The organism is Pontimicrobium sp. MEBiC06410 (assembly GCF_053601615.1).
Map to the genome: position 1 here is coordinate 21689 of NZ_JBSHNT010000140.1, position 18767 is coordinate 40455.

An 18767-nucleotide genomic window follows, 5' to 3' on the forward strand; every position below is an offset into this window, starting at 1 on the left:
TATTATGAGTAGTTCACAATAAGCGTACCAAACAAAAAAATCCCGTTACAAATTTGTAACGGGATTTTAATTTATTTAAATACAGGTCTTATAATTAATCCTGTACTTGGAACTTAATAGGTAAATAATATGGTACTCTTACCGCTTTTCCTCTCTGCATTCCTGGCTTCATTTTTGGCAATAAGTTTACAATACGTTTTGCTTCTTTTTCTAATCTTGGGTGTGGTGCTCTAGCTTTTACATCTACTATTTGACCTGTTTTATCGATTTTAAAGAATACACTAATTTTTTTGTTTCCTGGAGGTAAACCTAAATCTTGAGCTAAATCTGTATTAAACTTTTTTCTAACAAATTTTGCCATTTTTTCGTTCATACATTTTTTCTTAGCTTCATTGTTTCCACTTTCACATCCTGGAAAAACTGGAACATTTTCAATTACAGCAAAGGCAACTTCTACATCCTCTTCTACTTCTTCTACTTCTACTTCTTCTACTTCAACAATTTCTTCTTCTTGTGTTGTCTCGGTAGATTCTAATACTGTTTCTTCTATTTCCACTTCATCTTCAACGACCTCAATAACTTCTGGTGCTGGTGGCGGTGGTGGCGGTGGCGGTGGTGGCGGTGCTGTATTAGTAATTGGGATTTCCTCTTCTAATTCTTCTTCACCTAAAGAGTACTGATTTTCTACGATTTCTTCATCGTAAGTTTTGTAGTTGATAGCATAATTTGTTAAAAATAACATTAATGCTAATCCAACGGCAAAGTACAGTGCACTGTTACGGCCTACGTTTGATTTTGGATTTTTCTTAAGTTCCATAAATTAATATTTGTTTACACTCTAGTTGCTAAAATAACTATTTATTTGTTAAAAAAGCAAGCTATTATTATTTTTTAACACCTCTTAAAACGATCGTTATAATTATCATTGCTATTAGTGTTCCTGTTGTATTTGCAATAACATCAAATAAATCTGCTTCTCTATTCTTTGTTAAACTACCTTGTAGTAGTTCAATAATTATGCCAAATACGGATGAAAACAAAAAGCTAAAAACTAATGCTTTTATTTTCTTTAATTTAATTTTATAATAAAATGAAAGAAACCAAAGTGCAGTAAATATTGCATATGCTAGTGCATGAAATATTTTATCACTATTGGTTGGTAATTCTGAGGTTACCTTATTTACTTTTATTAAACTTAATACTGCAAGTGTTATGGTATAAGCAACACTTATAGGTAATATTAGCTTTTTAAGCACCAATAAGTTCTTTATAATCTTCTGCAGATAATAAGTTTTCTAGTTGAGAGGCATCAGAGAATTTTACTTTTACCATCCAACCGTCTCCATAAGGATCTGTATTTACTTTTTCTGGTTCATCTTCTAAAGCTTCATTAAACTCAATTATTTCACCTGAAACTGGTAAAAATAAATCTGAAACTGTTTTTACAGCTTCAACGGTTCCAAATACCTCATCTGCTTCTAGTGTTTCATCTACTGTTTCTACTTCAACATATACGATGTCTCCTAGCTCGCTTTGAGCAAAATCTGTAATACCTACAGTTATTGTATCGTCTTCTATTTTAACCCACTCGTGGTCTTTGGTGTACTTTAATTCAGCTGGAATATTCATTGTTGTGTTTTATATAATTTCTACAAATATATCTAATCAGTTTGTTATTTCAAACACTATTTTATACTAGTATTAATTCCCAAAATTATACCTTAAAGTTAAACCAGATCGTATTGTTGTTTGAGGAAATGCTGTAGAAATAGCATATTCAGAGAAGGTATAATCAAAATAAAATATTCCTGTTAGGTTTTTACTAAATGCATAATCTGCTTTATACTTTAAACTCCACACCGTTTGCCCGCTGGTTACTTGGTTATTATCTAAGTCTAAATATCGTATAATAGTTTTATTATCTCTTACAGACACATCCATTTCCATGTTTAAATCACTAACTATTCGTTTTCTAGGCCCTGCAAGTTTAGATTTTATTTTTACATCTTTAAATTTGTATCCTAATCCAATAATATATTCTTTTCCTTGAACTTCTGTCATTAAGTTATTATCGAAACTTAAAGACAATTGTCTGTCTTTTCTAATTTCTGTTAATATTTTTACAGAATTTTTCATCTCGAAATCTAGCCTTACTAATGGACTAAACATTTCTGTAAGACTAACATTACTGTATAGGTTTTCGTTTTTATAGTTTCCTGCTTGATCTAAATCGTCTGCTGGTTGGGAATCGTAATCTATAGTATAATCAATTCCATTATAGTCTAAGTTAGTTCTAAACTGGTTTATTGTATAATTAGAGCGGTATCCATGTGTTATAGAAAAACGTTTAAATCGTTTTTTAAACCATTTTAATTTCATTAAACCTGTATATTTTAAATCCCAGTTAGGAATAGGAATGTTACGTAAGGCTCCCAATTTTGTTTTTTCTGCATTTTGCCCTGTATATGCGCTTACAAAGGCTGGCAGCAATACGGCTTGACTTGTTTTACCAAAGCCTCTTGGAAAACCATCGGCATCTACATCATTAACATTTGCCCCTTTTTCTTGTGCTAATCGTCTAGCTATGGTTAACCTATTCTCTTTAAAATCATTAAAGGCTGCGGAACTTATTTCATCACTCTTACTAAATGCAGTAGGCAATGTAAATGTTGAAATATTAAAGTTTCCAAAAGCATTTGGTGTTAAAGATCTATATGTACCATCTTCTACTCTAAAGTTCTCTGTATAATTTTTAGCATAAATTCTAGAACCCACGAGATCTATTTTTAAGTCTTTAATAGGTTCTAAATTAGCAGAGATATCTAATTGTTTGGTTTGGTTTTGTGTGTATTGTTGATTAAATTCTTGAAAATTTGTTATCCACCCGTTTCTTGCTGCTAAAGCTCTAATATCTCTCTGGCTTCCAAAAGTATATCCTGTGGTTGGTTTTAATGTCCCTAAAAATCCTGGTGTTTGTAAGTATCCAGGTAAGAATGTTCCATTAGTTTCTGCATAATTAACTTGTATACGTTTTACACTTGTTATTATATCGATTCCAATATTGGCTAATTTTCTTCCTACGCCCTTACTTTTCTTAGCAGCTGGCTTACCGCCTTTATCTGCTATTTGTTTTTTACCTCCTGGCGGTGCACCAATATTTCTATCTGCACGGCTTACTTTATTGCCTTTTTTAGATTTTCTTTTCTTTGTTAACCCAATATACTTATACAACTTATTCATGTCCAAAGTTGAATTTATATTGTGTGTATTTCCATTAGATATTGAGTTTCCTAAATCGTAAGTTAATCCATCATCTGCAACTAATTCTCCAAATAAATCTGATCCTTTTTGCCATTGAAATTGTCCTGTATAGGCATAGGTAGCTTTTAAGAAACTTAATGTTGGTATTTTGCTTAATGGTATTTCGTAGTTTATTCCTAATTGTTGACTTTGTCTGTTTGGATCACCAAAATCGAAGAATCCATCCCAAACGTCTAACGATGGGTCTTGTTCTCCATTAATGATATTGTCTTTAAAATAATTTCTTACAATATTATTTTTTGATGTCGCAAAGTTAAATGATAGTGCATTGGTTAAATTCCAATTAACGTTATACTGGTAATCGAAAGTATAGTTTCTTCTAAACAGTTCTTCTAAACCAATATTATTACCTCCTAATTCTACATCTCTAAAACGTTGTCTGTTAAACTGCCTGTTTAAATCTGTATTAAAGGCTATGCTAGATGGTAATAAGTTTACGTTAAAATCTTTTAATAATTTCCAATACTTGCCTGTAAACAACGAATCGTTTTTCTTGAATGGCTCTATTACTTTTGGCTGAAAACTATAGGCATAATTAACACCTGCTCGTACTTGTTTATCTATAGAGCGTTCAATTTCAAAATCACGGTGTTCCACTTTATTATACGAGTAATTTAATGTTAAATTCTCTGCATCGTAGAATCGAGGTTTAGAATCTCCTGTTCTCGTTTTTCTAACGCCTATAAAGTTTATACTTTTTCGCATAGTATAATCTTCAGAATTCTCTTTAATACGTTTACGGTCTTCTGCATCTGTAGCTGCATCTAAACGTGTTTGCAACTCAATATCTTTATATTGTTGATCGAATTTTGGTGTTATTAATTCTTCAGACTGCCCATAATTAAATGGTATTTGTAAGCCCCATTTTTTTGGTAATAATTGCCCGATATTAACATTAGTAACAACATCATATTGTTTTACGTCTTCACGACTCCTCTCGTTTGGTCCTTGGTCTACAGAGCCAAATCCTGAAGTACTCATACGTCCTGTAGCGCTTACATTTGCAAAGTCTGCAAAATTTGTATCTAGACTTAATACTGCTGCCCAACCGCCTTCGTTATCCATCTCAGATAAACGCAATTCGTTATACCAAACTTCTCCACAAACATCAAATCCTCTTGCATTTTTAACACCTACCATTAGGGTTCTAATATCTCCAAAATTTGGGTTACCTTTTATTGCTACACGTTGTTGTCCTGTTACATAGTTAGAAAATTCATCTCCTGTAATTGGCACTACTTCTCCACCCACTACGTCATAAAACGTTGCATCAAGATCTGTTAGGGCTCCATTACTAATACCTATAGATTTTATTTTTTGTAATAATTCTAACTCTAAGTTTATTTCGTTTGCTGATGGCCACAAGCCTTCAGAGGAATTACTAGTAGATACTTGTAATGGCACTTCTATTTGGTAGTAGTTTTGCGTTAAATCGTTACCCATTCTAATAAAACCTACTAAGTCTCCATCTGATAGTCCTGGGGTATCTCCTTCTCCTGCATGCATAAACATACGTAAGCGCTTATATTGTCGCATATCTACGTTAATGTTTTTAAATACAGCTCTGGAATCTTCTGGTTCTAAATCGCAAACGTTGACTACTAAGGCTTGCTCATTTTGGTCTATAATGGTATTATTATTATTTAATTGCTCTGGCACAACACCTGGAGGTGATGCATAACTACCATCGTTTTCTAACGTGCTAATAACTCCTACAGAAAATTCTGTTTGTGGATCGTCTGCTGCTGGGCCTGTTTCGTCATCTAATGCTAATGTATAGCGTCTCCAATCGCTTCTTACTAAATCTAAAGTACCAAAACGGAATACTGTACTTTCTGAAAACTCTTTTAAATACATACGTGCAAAACGTATAGAACGTAAATCGGTAATACCATTAACGGCTTCTACATGGTCTCCTTGTACTGGAATTCTAAACTGATACCAGCGTATTTGCTCTGTATCTCCATTTGCTAATGCTCTTGGTCTGGTTTTAATATCTCTAATAAAGCTACCTATTGGATTAGTAGATGTAATCGCATTTAAGTTTTCTGGTAAGTTTTGTGGTGTTATCTCTAATTCATATTCAAAATAACTATCAATTGTATTCATCGTATTGTCACGATTAATATCTTCCACATCAGGGACAGTCGTAGATCCTCTATCTGTATTACTAAAGGTGTCTGGAGAGTTTCCTTCTACATTGTTATACTTTTTATAACGATCGAATAGGTTTCCTTCTGCACTTATATAGTATTGGTAGTTATCATTTGCTGGATCGGCTACGCCACTATATAACGGTGAAATAGCAACTTCTTCAACATCGTCTAATCCATCATAACCAACATCTTGATTGATTCTTTCTTGTCCTGTTGTATCGAACGCATAAATTAGGGCTTGATTTTGTGGTACTACTGTTTGTTGATTCCACCCATTGGTATTTGATGCGCCTTGTAATAGCGAAATATTACCATCTTGTGGTAATCCGTTTTCGTATAATTTCCTACCGTCTTTTAATACATCTTCAGAAATATTTCCTAAGTTAAAAACTAATTTCCCTCCTGGGTTTAATGCATTTTCTTGGAATGGATCTTGTAACCAAAATTCTATATATTCTACATTAGATTGTTCGAAATCTGTAGAGGTTAATTGTCTTGTTATACCCGCCCAACTATCTAACGGGTTATCATTAATATTATCTTCTGATCCTGGTTTAAAGTTATACGGCCCTCTTTCTTCTGGATAGTAGGCTAAATCTAGTGTATTAATAACCGATGTCTGCCCTTGAGCAATATCTTGTTCTGGAAATAATTCGTTTACAAAAACTCTTGAGGTATAAATTCCTGAAACATCATCATCACTAATACCACTTGGTCTTTGATTGCTATAAAAAATAGGATCGATAGTATACCAGTTTAACAAGGCTCTATCGTAACCATTTTGGATTCCATTTTCATCTTCTCCCTCAGCTACATCTGTATATATTCTCCCTAAATCTTTTGGTCTACTTGATAAAAACCAAGCTTGAGGCGCTTTTAAATCTACTCCATTTTGCGAGCCTTCAAAGTCGTCAACATAAGCTGTTGCTTCTCCATTAAAGTTTGTTCCTTTTGGTGCTCCTGGTAACAAATATGCAAACTCTCCTCTTACCGAAAGGTTAGATGGTGCATCTGTATCTACATTTGGTAGTTTATTGGCTAATCTTGTAAAAAACGGAACTTCTGTAGAGTAATTTCCATTGAATCCTAATATGGTATTATTTATAGGTTCGCTGTTAAAGTTTGCTTTTTGTGTTATTGGTCTTTCATTTAGGTTAATGTATGTAGCGCCTAATACAAAGTTTTCATTAAATTCATGCTCTACATTTATTCCTGTAAATCTTTTTGTTTGCTGACCAAATATTGAGTTGTTTTCTGTAGTTACCTCAATTGGTGTGTTAGATGCTTTTAAAGCTTCATCTAAAATTTGTACACGCCCTAATTCATAGTTTACAGTATAATCTACACCTTCTACTAATACTCTTCCTCCTGCTGTTACTTTTACAGAGCCTCTTGGCACATTAAATCCTCCTATAGGAATGCCTTCTCCTCCTGAAGATTTATAGCGTCCTTTTATTTGAAATTTATTCTTTTCTATCTCATCTAACGCTGCTGTTTTTGTAGCCTTATATAATAAATCGTATACATATTTTTCTTGATTGGCGTTAGCATACACATCTGCTTCATAGTCTGCTTCATTGTTACCCGAGTTATTATCGTTATCTAACACATCGAATAGGTAACGTCCAAAAGGCTCCACTTTTGTGAATACTATTTTTCCGTTTTGTGGGATTACTGTAATACCTGGAACGAAATCGAAAAATCCATCTCCATTGGCTTGGGGATCGTTATTAAAGTTTAATCTATCTAGATTGAATAATCGTAATAATGTCGTTTCTTCTATTGGGTTTCCATTAAAGTCTACTCCAAATGGTGTTCCTTCTACTGGTGTAATGTAATTTAATGGTGCTGCTTCGTTATAAAAAATGTTCAGCTTAAAATCTTCTTGACTTAATTGGTATGCTCCGGTGTCGTAGATGTTTTTCATCATTAAGTCCCAAATAGGTTGTGAGACACTTGTTATACTACTTTTAAGTAACTTAAGAATTAAGTTATTATTAGTTACATTAGTTACTTCTCCATTTGTATTTGTTTCTACATCTGTAGCTCCTATACCATCGTTTGCAAATTCTCCTACTTGGTATACTTGGCCTCCTACTGTAAATTGGAATGCTACTGCTAATACCTCATCGTTATTTAAACGTTGGTTTAAAGAGATGTACCCTAATTGTGTATTTAATTGGTATTCTTGCCCTTCTGTAAGTTTTCTTGAATTTTCTAATTTAGCATAATCGAACCCTTCATTAAAACTTGGTATTGTTATACCTTGTTCTACAGTTGCAATATCTCTAATAGCATTTGTTATTTGTGCTCCTGGCCCGCCAATATTTGTTGGGTCTAATCTGTTGTTTCCGTTATCTGGAAATGCTCCTGGGCCTGCTGTTACTTGTACTCCTGCATTTCCAATAATTTCAGATTCTCCTAAATCTTGTAACGCAACAATATTTCTTACATTCTCTGTTCTGTTACTTCTATTTGTTATCCAGACTTCTGCTCTTGTTATTTGTACATTTGTATTTATAAACGGATAGTTTTCTAAAGCTCTATCGTAATTCTGCCTAAAGTATTGTGCTAAGAAAAAGTGTCTGTTTTCATCATAATCTCTAATAAAGAAATCGAACTCATCTAATGTTCCTCCTCCTTGAGCTACAACTGATCTTGTATCGGATTTTTGCTCAGAAAACACTCCTGTTATTGTTGTTTTACCAAATCTTAATTCTGTTTTTACTCCAAATAAACTTTGTGCTCCAGAGATTAACGAACTGTTTAATGGCATGTTTACATTACCGACTTCTATTTTTTGAATAATATCATCTTCTGTTGGTGTATATTCTAATTTTATTAAATTCTGAAAATCGAAAGTAGATTCTGTGTCGTAATTTGCCGTAACTTGTAACCTAGATCCTACCTTACCTAGTAAGCTTAAACTGATTCGCTGATCGAAATCGAAAGTAAAATTACTCCTGTTTCTAGGTGAAAATGATGGATTATCTTGCTTGGTATGCAAAATACCTAAATCCATTTCTAAAGAACCTTGTGGTACAATAGATATTGGTCCTTCTCCAAATATGCTAGTAAAGAAATCTGAATTAACATAAAATTCTGGGATTAAGTTTTTCTTTTGCTCCTCTGCTCCTTCTTTCTTACCATCGTAAGCATCTATTTTGTCTTTATAGTAGGATTTTAAATTTTCTTTAAGTACTAAATCTTGATATTCTTGCGGTGTTAATATTATTGGGTAATTTATATTAAAACTCCCAACACTCTCAGTGTAAATGTATCTATCTATTTTAGGGTCGTAAGTGTATTTAGATTGTATGCTATTAGGGTTTGGCATTTGCAAAGTTCCTAAGCTAAATCCTGTTTTAACAGAATCTTGAACGACTGTAGGATCTGGATCTTGAGCCAATGCGGTAAAAGAAAGTAATAGCGCTGAGATTAATAGAATGTACTCTTTAATGGATTTCTGAAAGTGTATATTGATTGTATTCAAAATCTATTATAAATTTTTTAAAGCTAGTTTGATTATAGTTTCTACGTTGGCTTCTGGTTCTGCTGCTACTATTTTTTCGACCACTTTTTCGGCCTGTTTTTTTGCAAAACCAAGAACTTCTAATGCTGATAACGCTTCATCTTTATTAGTATTGCTTTTATTAACAGAAACTTCGTCTATATCGTAGATTTTAATGATTTTATCTTTTAAATCTATAATAACGCGTTGTGCCGTTTTAAGTCCAATACCTTTTACTGATTGAATTAAAGCGACATCTTCTGTAGCAATACCTTCTTTAACTTGTTTTGGGGTTAGAGACGATAACATTGTTCTTGCTGTATTAGTGCCAATTCCACTTACAGATATTAATAACCTAAACACATCGCGTTCTCCTTTAGAGGCAAAACCATATAAACTATGTGCATCTTCTTTAACTTGAAGATGGGTGTATAATTTTAAATGCTCTTCATTAGGGATTTGAGAGAATGTATGCAGGGAAATATTAATTAGGTAACCTACTCCGTTACAATCTATAACAACATCGGTTGGGTTTTTCTCAACCAATTTCCCTTGTATATGTGTGATCATTTATTAATGTCTTATTAAACTACCAAAACTACACATTTTTTTTTATTTAGAGTTAATAAAATAAAATGTAATACATATTACCGTTTATCGCCCTATTTTGCTGTTATTATGCAGTTTTTATAAGTAATATATTTTATTAAATTTAGATATAAATTTATATTTAATAAAAAGTACTAAATAAAAAAGCGACACTATTTCTAGCATCGCTTTTTTAGGGTATCATTATTTAGAGTCTTATTTTTTCTCTTTTTGTTGTGCATCTATTACTGCTATCGCTGTCATATTTACCATTTCGTCTACACTTGCGCCTAGTTGAAGAATATGAACTGGTTTTTTCATTCCCATCATTATTGGCCCTATAGATTCTGAGCCATTAAGCTCCTTTATAAGTTTATACGTAATGTTTGCAGATTCTAAATTTGGAAATATTAGTGTATTCACTTTTTTGCCTGCTAATTTAGAGAATGGGAATTTTGCTTGTAACATTTCTCGGTTTAATGCAAAATCGGTTTGTAATTCTCCATCTACTAATAAGTTTGGATGTCTTTTATGCAGGTATGAAACGGCTTCTCTTACTTTAGTTGCTGTTTGGTCTTTAGATGATCCAAAGTTAGAATACGAAGTCATAGCCATAACTGGCTCTAAACCAAACATTTTTACAACACCAGAGGTCATCTGTGCTATTTTAATTAAATCTTTTGCTTCTGGGTTTATATTTATAGAGGTATCACTTAAAAACATTGGCCCACGTTGGGTCATCATTACATTTGTAGTTGCTATTCGTGTAGATCCTGGAGCTAAGCCTATAAGTTCTAACATTGGTTTTACTACACTTGGGTAGCTACGAGAATAACCAGAAATTAATGCATCTGCATCTCCTTCATTAACCATCATTGCGGCATAGAAATTACGCTCTCTCATTAATTTCTGCGCTTCAAATAAAGTTACACCTCTTCTTTTACGTTGCTCCCAATAGACTTCGGCATATTCGTTTCTCTTGGCTTCTTGTTCGTCTGTTTTTGGGTCTATAATAAGTACATCTGCATCGAATTCTATTTCTTCTTTTAGGCGTTCTATTTCTTCTTTACGGCCTAATAAAATTGGGATAGCCACACCATCATCATGCACAATTTGCGCAGCCTTTAACACATCTAAATGATCTGCTTCTGCAAAAACCACACGTTTTGGATTTATTCGTGCTCTATTCATTAAAAGTCTAACGATTTTATTGTCGGACCCTAAACGTTCCATTAAAGCATCTTTATACTTTTCCCAATCTGTTATTGGCTCTTTTGCAATTCCGCTTTCCATAGCTGCTTTTGCTACTGCTGGTGGTACTTCTGCAATTAAACGCGGATCGAATGGTTTTGGAATAATATAATCTCTTCCAAATGTTAACCTTGTTTCTCCATATGCAATGTTTACTTGTTCTGGAACTGGTTCTTTTGCTAGACTTGCTAAGGCTTTTACTGCTGCCATTTTCATAGCTTCGTTAATTCCTGTTGCTCTAACATCTAATGCGCCTCTAAAAATAAAAGGAAACCCTAAAACATTGTTTACTTGGTTAGGGTGGTCGCTTCTACCTGTAGCCATAATAATATCTTTACGGGTTGTTATTGCAACATCGTAATTAATTTCAGGGTCTGGGTTAGCCATTGCAAAAACGATAGGGTTATTTGCCATAGTTTTTAACATATTTGTTGTAACTATATCTGCTTTAGATAATCCTATAAACACATCTGCATCTTGCATGGCTTCTTCTAATGTGTCTATTCTTCTATGCGATGCAAACTCTGCCTTTTGTGAGGTTAAATTCTCTCTATCGTCTCTAATAACTCCACGACTATCTAGCATAACTACATTTTCGCGTTTTGCTCCACATGCTAAATATAACCTTGTACAAGAAATTGCTGCTGCTCCTGCACCACTTACAACAATTTTAACATCCTCAATTTTCTTTTCTGCAATTTCTAATGCATTAATTAATGCTGCTGCAGATATAATTGCTGTTCCATGTTGGTCATCGTGCATTACAGGAATATTTAACTCTTCCTTTAAACGCGTCTCTATTTCAAATGCTTCTGGAGCTTTTATATCTTCAAGATTTATTCCTCCAAAAGTTGGAGCAATCATTTTAACGGTTTGTATAAACTCTTCTATATTCTCCGTATCTACTTCTATATCGAAAACATCTATATCTGCAAATATTTTAAATAATAGTCCTTTACCTTCCATTACTGGTTTAGAGGCTTCTGGCCCGATGTTTCCTAATCCTAAGACAGCTGTACCGTTAGATATTACAGCTACTAAGTTTCCTTTTGCTGTATACTTATAGGCATTATTAATGTCCTTTTCTATTTCTAAACAAGGTTCTGCAACTCCTGGCGAATAGGCTAAAGCTAAATCTCTTTGCGTGGCGTACTTTTTGGTAGGTACTACCTTTATTTTTCCTGGTGTTGGCTTAGCATGATATACTAAAGCTTCTCTTCTCTTGCTCTGTTTACTCATATATGGTATGATTTTACTCTGACTTACAAATGTAGGCTTTTAATAGAAAAGATTTTAGTAAAAAAAATTATAGACTGATATAATTTTATCCTCTTTAAAATTCTAGATTTTTTTACCAAAAAAAATATTTAATGTTTTATAAACTTCTATAGGATTTATGTTAAAAACCTTAAAACAAACCTATTAACTAATAATTTGCACTTAAAATAAGTTATAGCATTTTATTAAACACCGTTAGTATCATTGTTATTAGTATGAATAGTTTTCCATATTTATGGAAACGCTCTTTAAAACTAGAGTCATCATCTTTAATAAATACAGGTTCTAACAATGCAACGATTAAAGCTAGTATAGCACCAAATATTGGAGATATAAAGAATTCCCACTCTATGTAGATTAATAGACAATGCATCTAGTCTTTTAAAAAATTGATATTACGTTTTAATCCAGAAAATTTAGTTCGCTTTACTGCCGATTTTTGAAATACTTTTTTAAATACATCTTCGGTAATTTCTTCCCAATCTTTTTTGGTCATCTCTAGCAGTTCTGGGTGCGGATTAAACAAGGGTTCGTTATGGGCTTTAGAGAACCTATTCCATGGACAGACGTCTTGACAGACATCGCAGCCAAACATCCAATCATCAAACTGTCCTTTCATAGAGTTTGGCAATTGGTCTTTAAGTTCTATAGTAAAATACGAAATACATTTGCTCCCATCTACCACATACGGTTCTACAATGGCTTGTGTTGGGCAAGCATCTATACATTTGGTACATGTACCACAATGGTCTGTTGTAATGGTGTCGTATTCTAATTCTAAATCTATAATTAACTCTGCTATAAAATAAAAAGATCCTACTTGTTGTGTTAACAGGTTACTATGTTTGCCTATCCAACCTAATCCAGATTTTGCTGCCCAAGCTTTATCTAATACTGGCGCTGAGTCTACAAAGGCGCGGCCACTCACTGCTCCTATTTCATCTTGTATAAAATGGGTTAAATCTTTTAGTTTACTTTTTATAATATGGTGGTAATCGTTACCATAAGCATATTTAGAAATCTTAAAGGTATTTTCTGTTTGGGTTTCTTGCGGATAGTAGTTTAATAATAATGATATTACACTTTTAGAGTCTTCTACTAGTTTTGTTGGGTCTAATCGCTTATCGAAATGGTTTTCCATATAGCGCATTTCTCCATGCATATTATTGTTTAACCATTGCTCTAATCGTGGTGCTTCTTTTTCTAAAAACTCAGCTTTGCTAATACCACAGGATAAAAACCCCAAACGCTTGGCTTCAGTTTTTATAAGGCTGGTATGTTTTGCTTTTGGCTTCATTTTTAATGGCCTTTATAGCTTCTTCTATTTTAGGTTTTATTTATTAGAGTGTAGGTTTATCGTTTTTCAAATCTTAAAATTGCATTTTTAGGCTTTAGCGTAATTAAAGGTATAATTTCTATCTCATCAAATTCAGCAACGATTTTATACTTACTTACTAATTTAAACACAGCAATTATCATTTCGAACATGGCAAAATTATTTCCTATGCATTTTCTTGGGCCAGCTCCGAAAGGGAAATAGAATGCCGAGAATTTACGTCCTCCTTCTCCAAAACGTTCTGGTAAAAATGCTTCTGGCTTATCCCATAGTTTCTTATGTCTATGTATTTCGAATACCGAAAAGAGTAAGTTACAACCTGCTGGAAATTCCATACCATTAAAAGTGTCTGGTGTTTTATTTACTCGGTCTAAAAAGTACACTGGCGGATACAATCTCATACTTTCTTCTATAACTTGTTGTGTATTTTTAAAAGTAGTGACTTGTTGCATTAAATCTAATTCTTCATTTGCTTTTGCTTCCTTATATATTTTGTCTTGCCATTCGGGGTGTTTTGCTAGTAATTGAAAGGTAAAGGTTAATGCATTCGATGTGGTTTCGTGTCCCGCAGTAAAAAGAATTAATATTTCATCTATTAATTGTTCCTCGTCCATTGTGCTTCCGTCTTCGTATTTGGCATCCAACAACATGTCTAGTAAATCGTTTTGTTTTACTCTTGATGCTTTACGTGCGTTTGCTATATTTTTTAAAATAGATCTGGCTTCTTCGCTCTCTTCTAAATGCTTTTTTAAAATACCGCTAGATTTAAACCACCATCCTAAATAGGGTTGTCGTAACTCTTTAATTAACATGCGTTGGCTAGACTCTGTTATTTCTTGCAATCGATTTATTTCTTCGGCAGTTGCTGCGCTACTAAATAGCGATTTTACTACGGTTTGAAACGCTAGATCGTTTAATATTGGGAAGATATCTATAGGTTGTTCTGGCGTTATTCTTTCATATTCTAAAAGAATTGCCTTTTGCATGGCTTCTAGTAAATTCTCTAATTGTTTTTTATGAAAGGCGGGTTGAATTAATTTACGTTGCTTTTTCCATAATTCGCCTTCGGATGTTAATAAACCTCTTCCAACGTATTTTACTAAATCTTCTGTTTGAATTTTAGATTTAACATAGTTTTTTTGGTTTTTCTGAAGTACGTATTGTGCAAATGCTGCGTCTCTAGAAAAATAAATTCTAGATTTCAGGCCTATTTTTAAGGTAAAAATATCGCCATGTGCTTCAAAATTTTTATGGTGAAATGGTAATGGGTTTTTTAAAATATTTGCCGAATGTTTTATAAACTGAAACAAAGGCACTTTAGGTATTTCTTTTTTCTCCTCCATTAATGCGTTTTCTATTTTAAAATAATCCGCCTTGTATTGGTCCTTTTATTTTCCCTAAATGTTTATATGCTAATTCTGTTACTTCTCTACCTCTGGGTGTTCGCATTAAAAACCCTTGTTGTATTAAAAAAGGCTCATATACTTCTTCTACTGTTTCTGGGCTTTCACTTACTGCTGTTGCAATAGTACTTATACCTACAGGTCCGCCTTTAAACTTATCTATTATTGTAGATAGTATTTTATTATCCATTTCGTCCAAACCATAGGCGTCTACATGTAAGGCTTCTAATCCAAATTTAGCTATAGCTATATCTATGGTTCCGTTACCTTTTATTTGCGCAAAATCTCTAACACGACGTAATAAGGCATTTGCTATTCTTGGTGTTCCTCTACTTCTTCCTGCAATTTCTATTGCTGCTTCCATAGAGATTGGTACATTTAAAATGTTTGCACTACGTTGTATAATTGTAGATAATAATTCTGTATTATAGTATTGTAGCCTGCTTTGTATTCCAAATCGCGCACGCATTGGTGCCGTTAATAAGCCTGAACGTGTTGTTGCTCCTACTAATGTAAATGGGTTTAAGTTTATTTGAACGGTTCTAGCATTGGGTCCAGACTCAATCATGATATCAATTTTATAATCTTCCATAGCCGAATACAGGTATTCTTCTACTATAGGGCTTAATCTATGGATTTCGTCTATAAACAATACATCTCTATCGTCTAGATTTGTTAGCAATCCTGCTAAGTCTCCTGGCTTGTCTAAAACAGGGCCTGAGGTAATTTTAATACCTACTCCTAACTCATTAGCCAGAATGTTTGCCAAGGTGGTTTTTCCTAATCCTGGAGGGCCATGAAATAGGGTATGATCTAACGCTTCATCTCTTTGATTTGCTGCCTGAACAAAAATTTGAAGGTTTTCTAATACCTGATCTTGTCCTGTAAAGTCTTCAAAAGATAACGGTCTTAATGTTTTTTCTATATCAAATTCTTCTGATGAAAAATTATTATTTGTTGGGTCTAGATTCTCGTTCATGTTATAACAAAGATAAAGAAAAAGCCTTTCTGTTTAATAAGAAAGGCTTTTGATTATTACAATAATGCTATCTGTAAGTTAGTTTATAATTTTAAACTCACAACGTCTATTAACGTCATATTCTTCATCGCTACAAATGCCTTCTTTATCACACTTGTTTAATGGTTGTAATTCGCCATATCCTATGCTTCTTAATCGGTTTCTATTTATACCTTGACTTACAATATATTCTAAGGTAGACGCTGCACGTGCTTTAGATAAATCTAAATTGTATTGATCATTACCACGAGCATCGGTATGCGCAGAGACTTCAATTTCCATGTATTCATACTTTTTCATCAAACTTACTAAAACATCTAATTGTTTAGCTGCATCTTCTCGGATATTAGATTTGTCGAAATCGAAGAATATTTTTTCTAATTGTACTTGTACTTCTCCTTTTTCATTCTCTCTTACTTTAGCTTCTGCATCTGCATACGATTCTAAAATTAAGTAGATGTTATGGTTTATTTTTCCTTTACTATCTGTAGAGAATTCTACGTCTTGTGGAATGTAAGCTTTACGTGTACCGCGAACTTTATATTTTTTGTTTGGTTCTATTTTAAATAAATAGGTTGCATCGTCACCAACTATACTGTCTTGAATTACATTTCCTCTTTCATCCATTAGTGTTACTAATGATCCTGGTAATAACTCTTGACTGTTTTTATCTTGTACTATTCCTGCTACCAAATACTTAGTTAATATATTTTCTTCTCTAGCATAACCATATAATCTATCGAATCCTGAACGGTTTGATGAGACATAGCCTTTATTCTCTTTTTCTCTAATTACATAAGCAAAATCATCCATGCTACTGTTTATTGAGCTTCCTAAATTAACAGGGGTATCAAAATTACCATTAACCATATTGCTTCTAAATACATCTAAGCCTCCAAAGCCTTGGTGTCCATTTGAGGCAAAATAGAGTACATCTACATCACTAATAAAAGGAAACTGTTCTCTATGTTTAGTATTTATTTTGCTTCCTAAGTTTTCTGGTTCTCCGTAGGTTCCATCATCATTTATAGCTACTTTATAGATATCAAAGCTTCCTAAAGTTCCTGGCATATCACTTGCAAAGTATAAAGTTTTTTCATCTTTACTTAGTGCTGGGTGTTCTGTACTATATTCATTTGAGGTAAATGGTAGTGCTGTTACGTTTGTCCATGTGCCATCTACTAATTCTGCTTTGTATATTTTAATATGTGCTATACGCTTTTCTCCTGTTTTTGTGCGGTCTTTATTGGTTCTATTAAAATACATGGTTTTACCGTCTCTCGTGAATGTTGCGTTACTTTCATGAGATTCTGTATTAATAGATTCTGGAAACGGTTGTACATCTTCTAATACACCATCTTTTGTTAATTTAGCACTATACAGGTCTAAATATGGTAAATCGTTCCATGCAAATGCTGGATTTTCTGTATTTCTTCCTGATGCAAATGCTACACGATCTCCGTAAAAGGATAAACCAAAATCACTACTAGAATTTTTATTTTCTAATTGCTTTGTTTTAAATGTATGTGGTGTTGTTTTTTCTAATTTGGCAATAAACGCAGGTGTATTGATTCTCTTGTTATAATATCTGCTTAATTGTTTATCTGCTTCTTTATAATTTTTAACTCCTTTTAGTGCTTGTCCGTATCTAAAATGAAATTCTATATCTATAGAGTCTCCATAGGTTAAAAACAATTCTCTATAGGTTTTAATTGCCTTTTGCATAGACATGTTATAGTAATAACTATCTGCAAGATTCTGTAATACGTCTTGTGTTCGGTCTTTATTTTCGTATATCTCTGCTGCAGATTTGTAAGCTTTCATTTCAAAAAGTGTATTTGCTCTTTTTAAGCTTCCTTTTTGTGCTAAAGCTACAGTGCTAACTAATATAAGGCTAGCCAATATGTATAGTTGTTTTTTCATCTTTATCGTTTTAAATATTAAAAGAATCTTGGCGAACGATCGTAACCGCCTTTTAATCCAAATAAATCCACATCAAATAAAACAAATATTTCATGAGATCCAGAATTGAAATTCCCTAAGTTACTTGTTGTATAATCATAAGAATAGCCTATTCTTAAATTTGGTGTTACTCTAAAACTAGCTAATGCACTTATTGCATCTTCTAAGCGGTATCCTAAACCTAATTCTATACGATCTTTAATTAATACATTTCCTGTTATGTCTAAAGATAATGGTGCCCCATTTACAGCTTTAGCCATAAATGCTGGTTTTAGTTTTAAGTCTCTATTAAGTTTAAATACGTATCCTCCTGTAAAAAAGTAATGTATACTTTGTACTCCTGTAGATTTTATTCCGTTTTGAGTTTCTAAATGTGTTGTTGTTAATAAATTTGGTACAGACACTCCTAAATAGTAATCTTTTGTAAAGAAGAAGACTCCTAACCCAACATTTGGAAATGCTTTGCTTATATTTTCGTCGAAAGCTATGTCTGTAGACTGGTTTCCGGATTGTAAATTAAATCCATTAAAGTTGGCATTAAATAATGTAACTCCGGCTTTAAGCCCTAAAGACAGTTTACTTTCAAGCCCTACTGGCAACACATAAGCAAAATCTGCATAAATATTATTTTCATCTACTACATCTCCTATATTATCGTTAGTAAAAGAGATTCCTACTTCTATTTTTTCGCTTAACGGTGTATGCGCGAAAAAAGTTCCTGTTTTTGGTGCGCCTTCTACACCTACCCATTGTGTTCTGTATAATCCACCCAAATTAAGCATACTTTCTTCTGCTGTGGCATAGGCTGGATTTATAACACTCATATTATACATGTAGTGTGTAAATTGTACATCTTGCTGTGCATTACTTTGTAATGACATGAATGCCAAAGCAACTATCGCAGCTATTTTATGATATATATTTAAATGTTTCATTTTTTTAA

Annotated in this window: 12 protein-coding genes; all 12 read right to left on the minus strand. The window is 33.1% G+C overall.

Annotated elements, in window-relative coordinates:
• Positions 1-94: 94 nt before the first annotated feature.
• Positions 95-817 (minus strand): energy transducer TonB, encoded by a 723-nt coding sequence (locus ACVC08_RS03905; protein ID WP_452597933.1) that lies wholly within the window; start codon positions 815-817, stop codon positions 95-97.
• A 67-nt stretch (positions 818-884) separates the two neighbouring features.
• Complete coding sequence (locus ACVC08_RS03910) at positions 885-1256, minus strand: VanZ family protein (protein WP_452601068.1); 372 nt, start codon at positions 1254-1256, stop codon at positions 885-887.
• Positions 1249-1629 (minus strand): glycine cleavage system protein GcvH, encoded by a 381-nt coding sequence (gene gcvH / locus ACVC08_RS03915; protein WP_452597935.1) that lies wholly within the window; start codon positions 1627-1629, stop codon positions 1249-1251. Before gcvH ends, ACVC08_RS03910 begins: the two co-directional genes overlap by 8 nt.
• 72 nt (positions 1630-1701) lie before the next feature.
• Positions 1702-8970 (minus strand): T9SS outer membrane translocon Sov/SprA, encoded by a 7269-nt coding sequence (sov, locus tag ACVC08_RS03920; RefSeq protein WP_452601069.1) that lies wholly within the window; start codon positions 8968-8970, stop codon positions 1702-1704.
• Between the two features lie 6 nt (positions 8971-8976).
• Positions 8977-9558, minus strand: coding sequence for a Holliday junction branch migration protein RuvA (gene ruvA, locus ACVC08_RS03925; RefSeq protein WP_452598571.1), 582 nt, complete (start codon positions 9556-9558; stop codon positions 8977-8979).
• A 234-nt stretch (positions 9559-9792) separates the two neighbouring features.
• Positions 9793-12066, minus strand: a complete 2274-nt coding sequence (locus ACVC08_RS03930) for an NADP-dependent malic enzyme (protein WP_452601070.1) — start codon at positions 12064-12066, stop codon at positions 9793-9795.
• A gap of 211 nt (positions 12067-12277) precedes the next feature.
• Positions 12278-12478 (minus strand): hypothetical protein, encoded by a 201-nt coding sequence (locus ACVC08_RS03935; RefSeq protein ID WP_452596448.1) that lies wholly within the window; start codon positions 12476-12478, stop codon positions 12278-12280.
• Positions 12479-13402, minus strand: coding sequence for a tRNA epoxyqueuosine(34) reductase QueG (queG, locus tag ACVC08_RS03940; protein ID WP_452601071.1), 924 nt, complete (start codon positions 13400-13402; stop codon positions 12479-12481).
• 56 nt (positions 13403-13458) lie between these two features.
• Complete coding sequence (locus ACVC08_RS03945) at positions 13459-14784, minus strand: cytochrome P450 (protein WP_452601072.1); 1326 nt, start codon at positions 14782-14784, stop codon at positions 13459-13461.
• Positions 14785-14800: 16 nt separating this feature from the next.
• Positions 14801-15823 (minus strand): Holliday junction branch migration DNA helicase RuvB, encoded by a 1023-nt coding sequence (gene ruvB, locus ACVC08_RS03950; protein ID WP_452596946.1) that lies wholly within the window; start codon positions 15821-15823, stop codon positions 14801-14803.
• A gap of 78 nt (positions 15824-15901) precedes the next feature.
• Positions 15902-17785 carry an OmpA family protein gene (locus ACVC08_RS03955; RefSeq protein WP_452601073.1) on the minus strand — a complete coding sequence of 628 codons (1884 nt, stop codon included), beginning with the start codon at positions 17783-17785 and terminating at the stop codon, positions 15902-15904.
• A gap of 17 nt (positions 17786-17802) precedes the next feature.
• A complete protein-coding gene (locus ACVC08_RS03960) occupies positions 17803-18759 on the minus strand; it encodes a PorP/SprF family type IX secretion system membrane protein (RefSeq protein ID WP_452601074.1) in 957 nt (318 codons plus the stop codon).
• Positions 18760-18767: the final 8 nt, after the last annotated feature.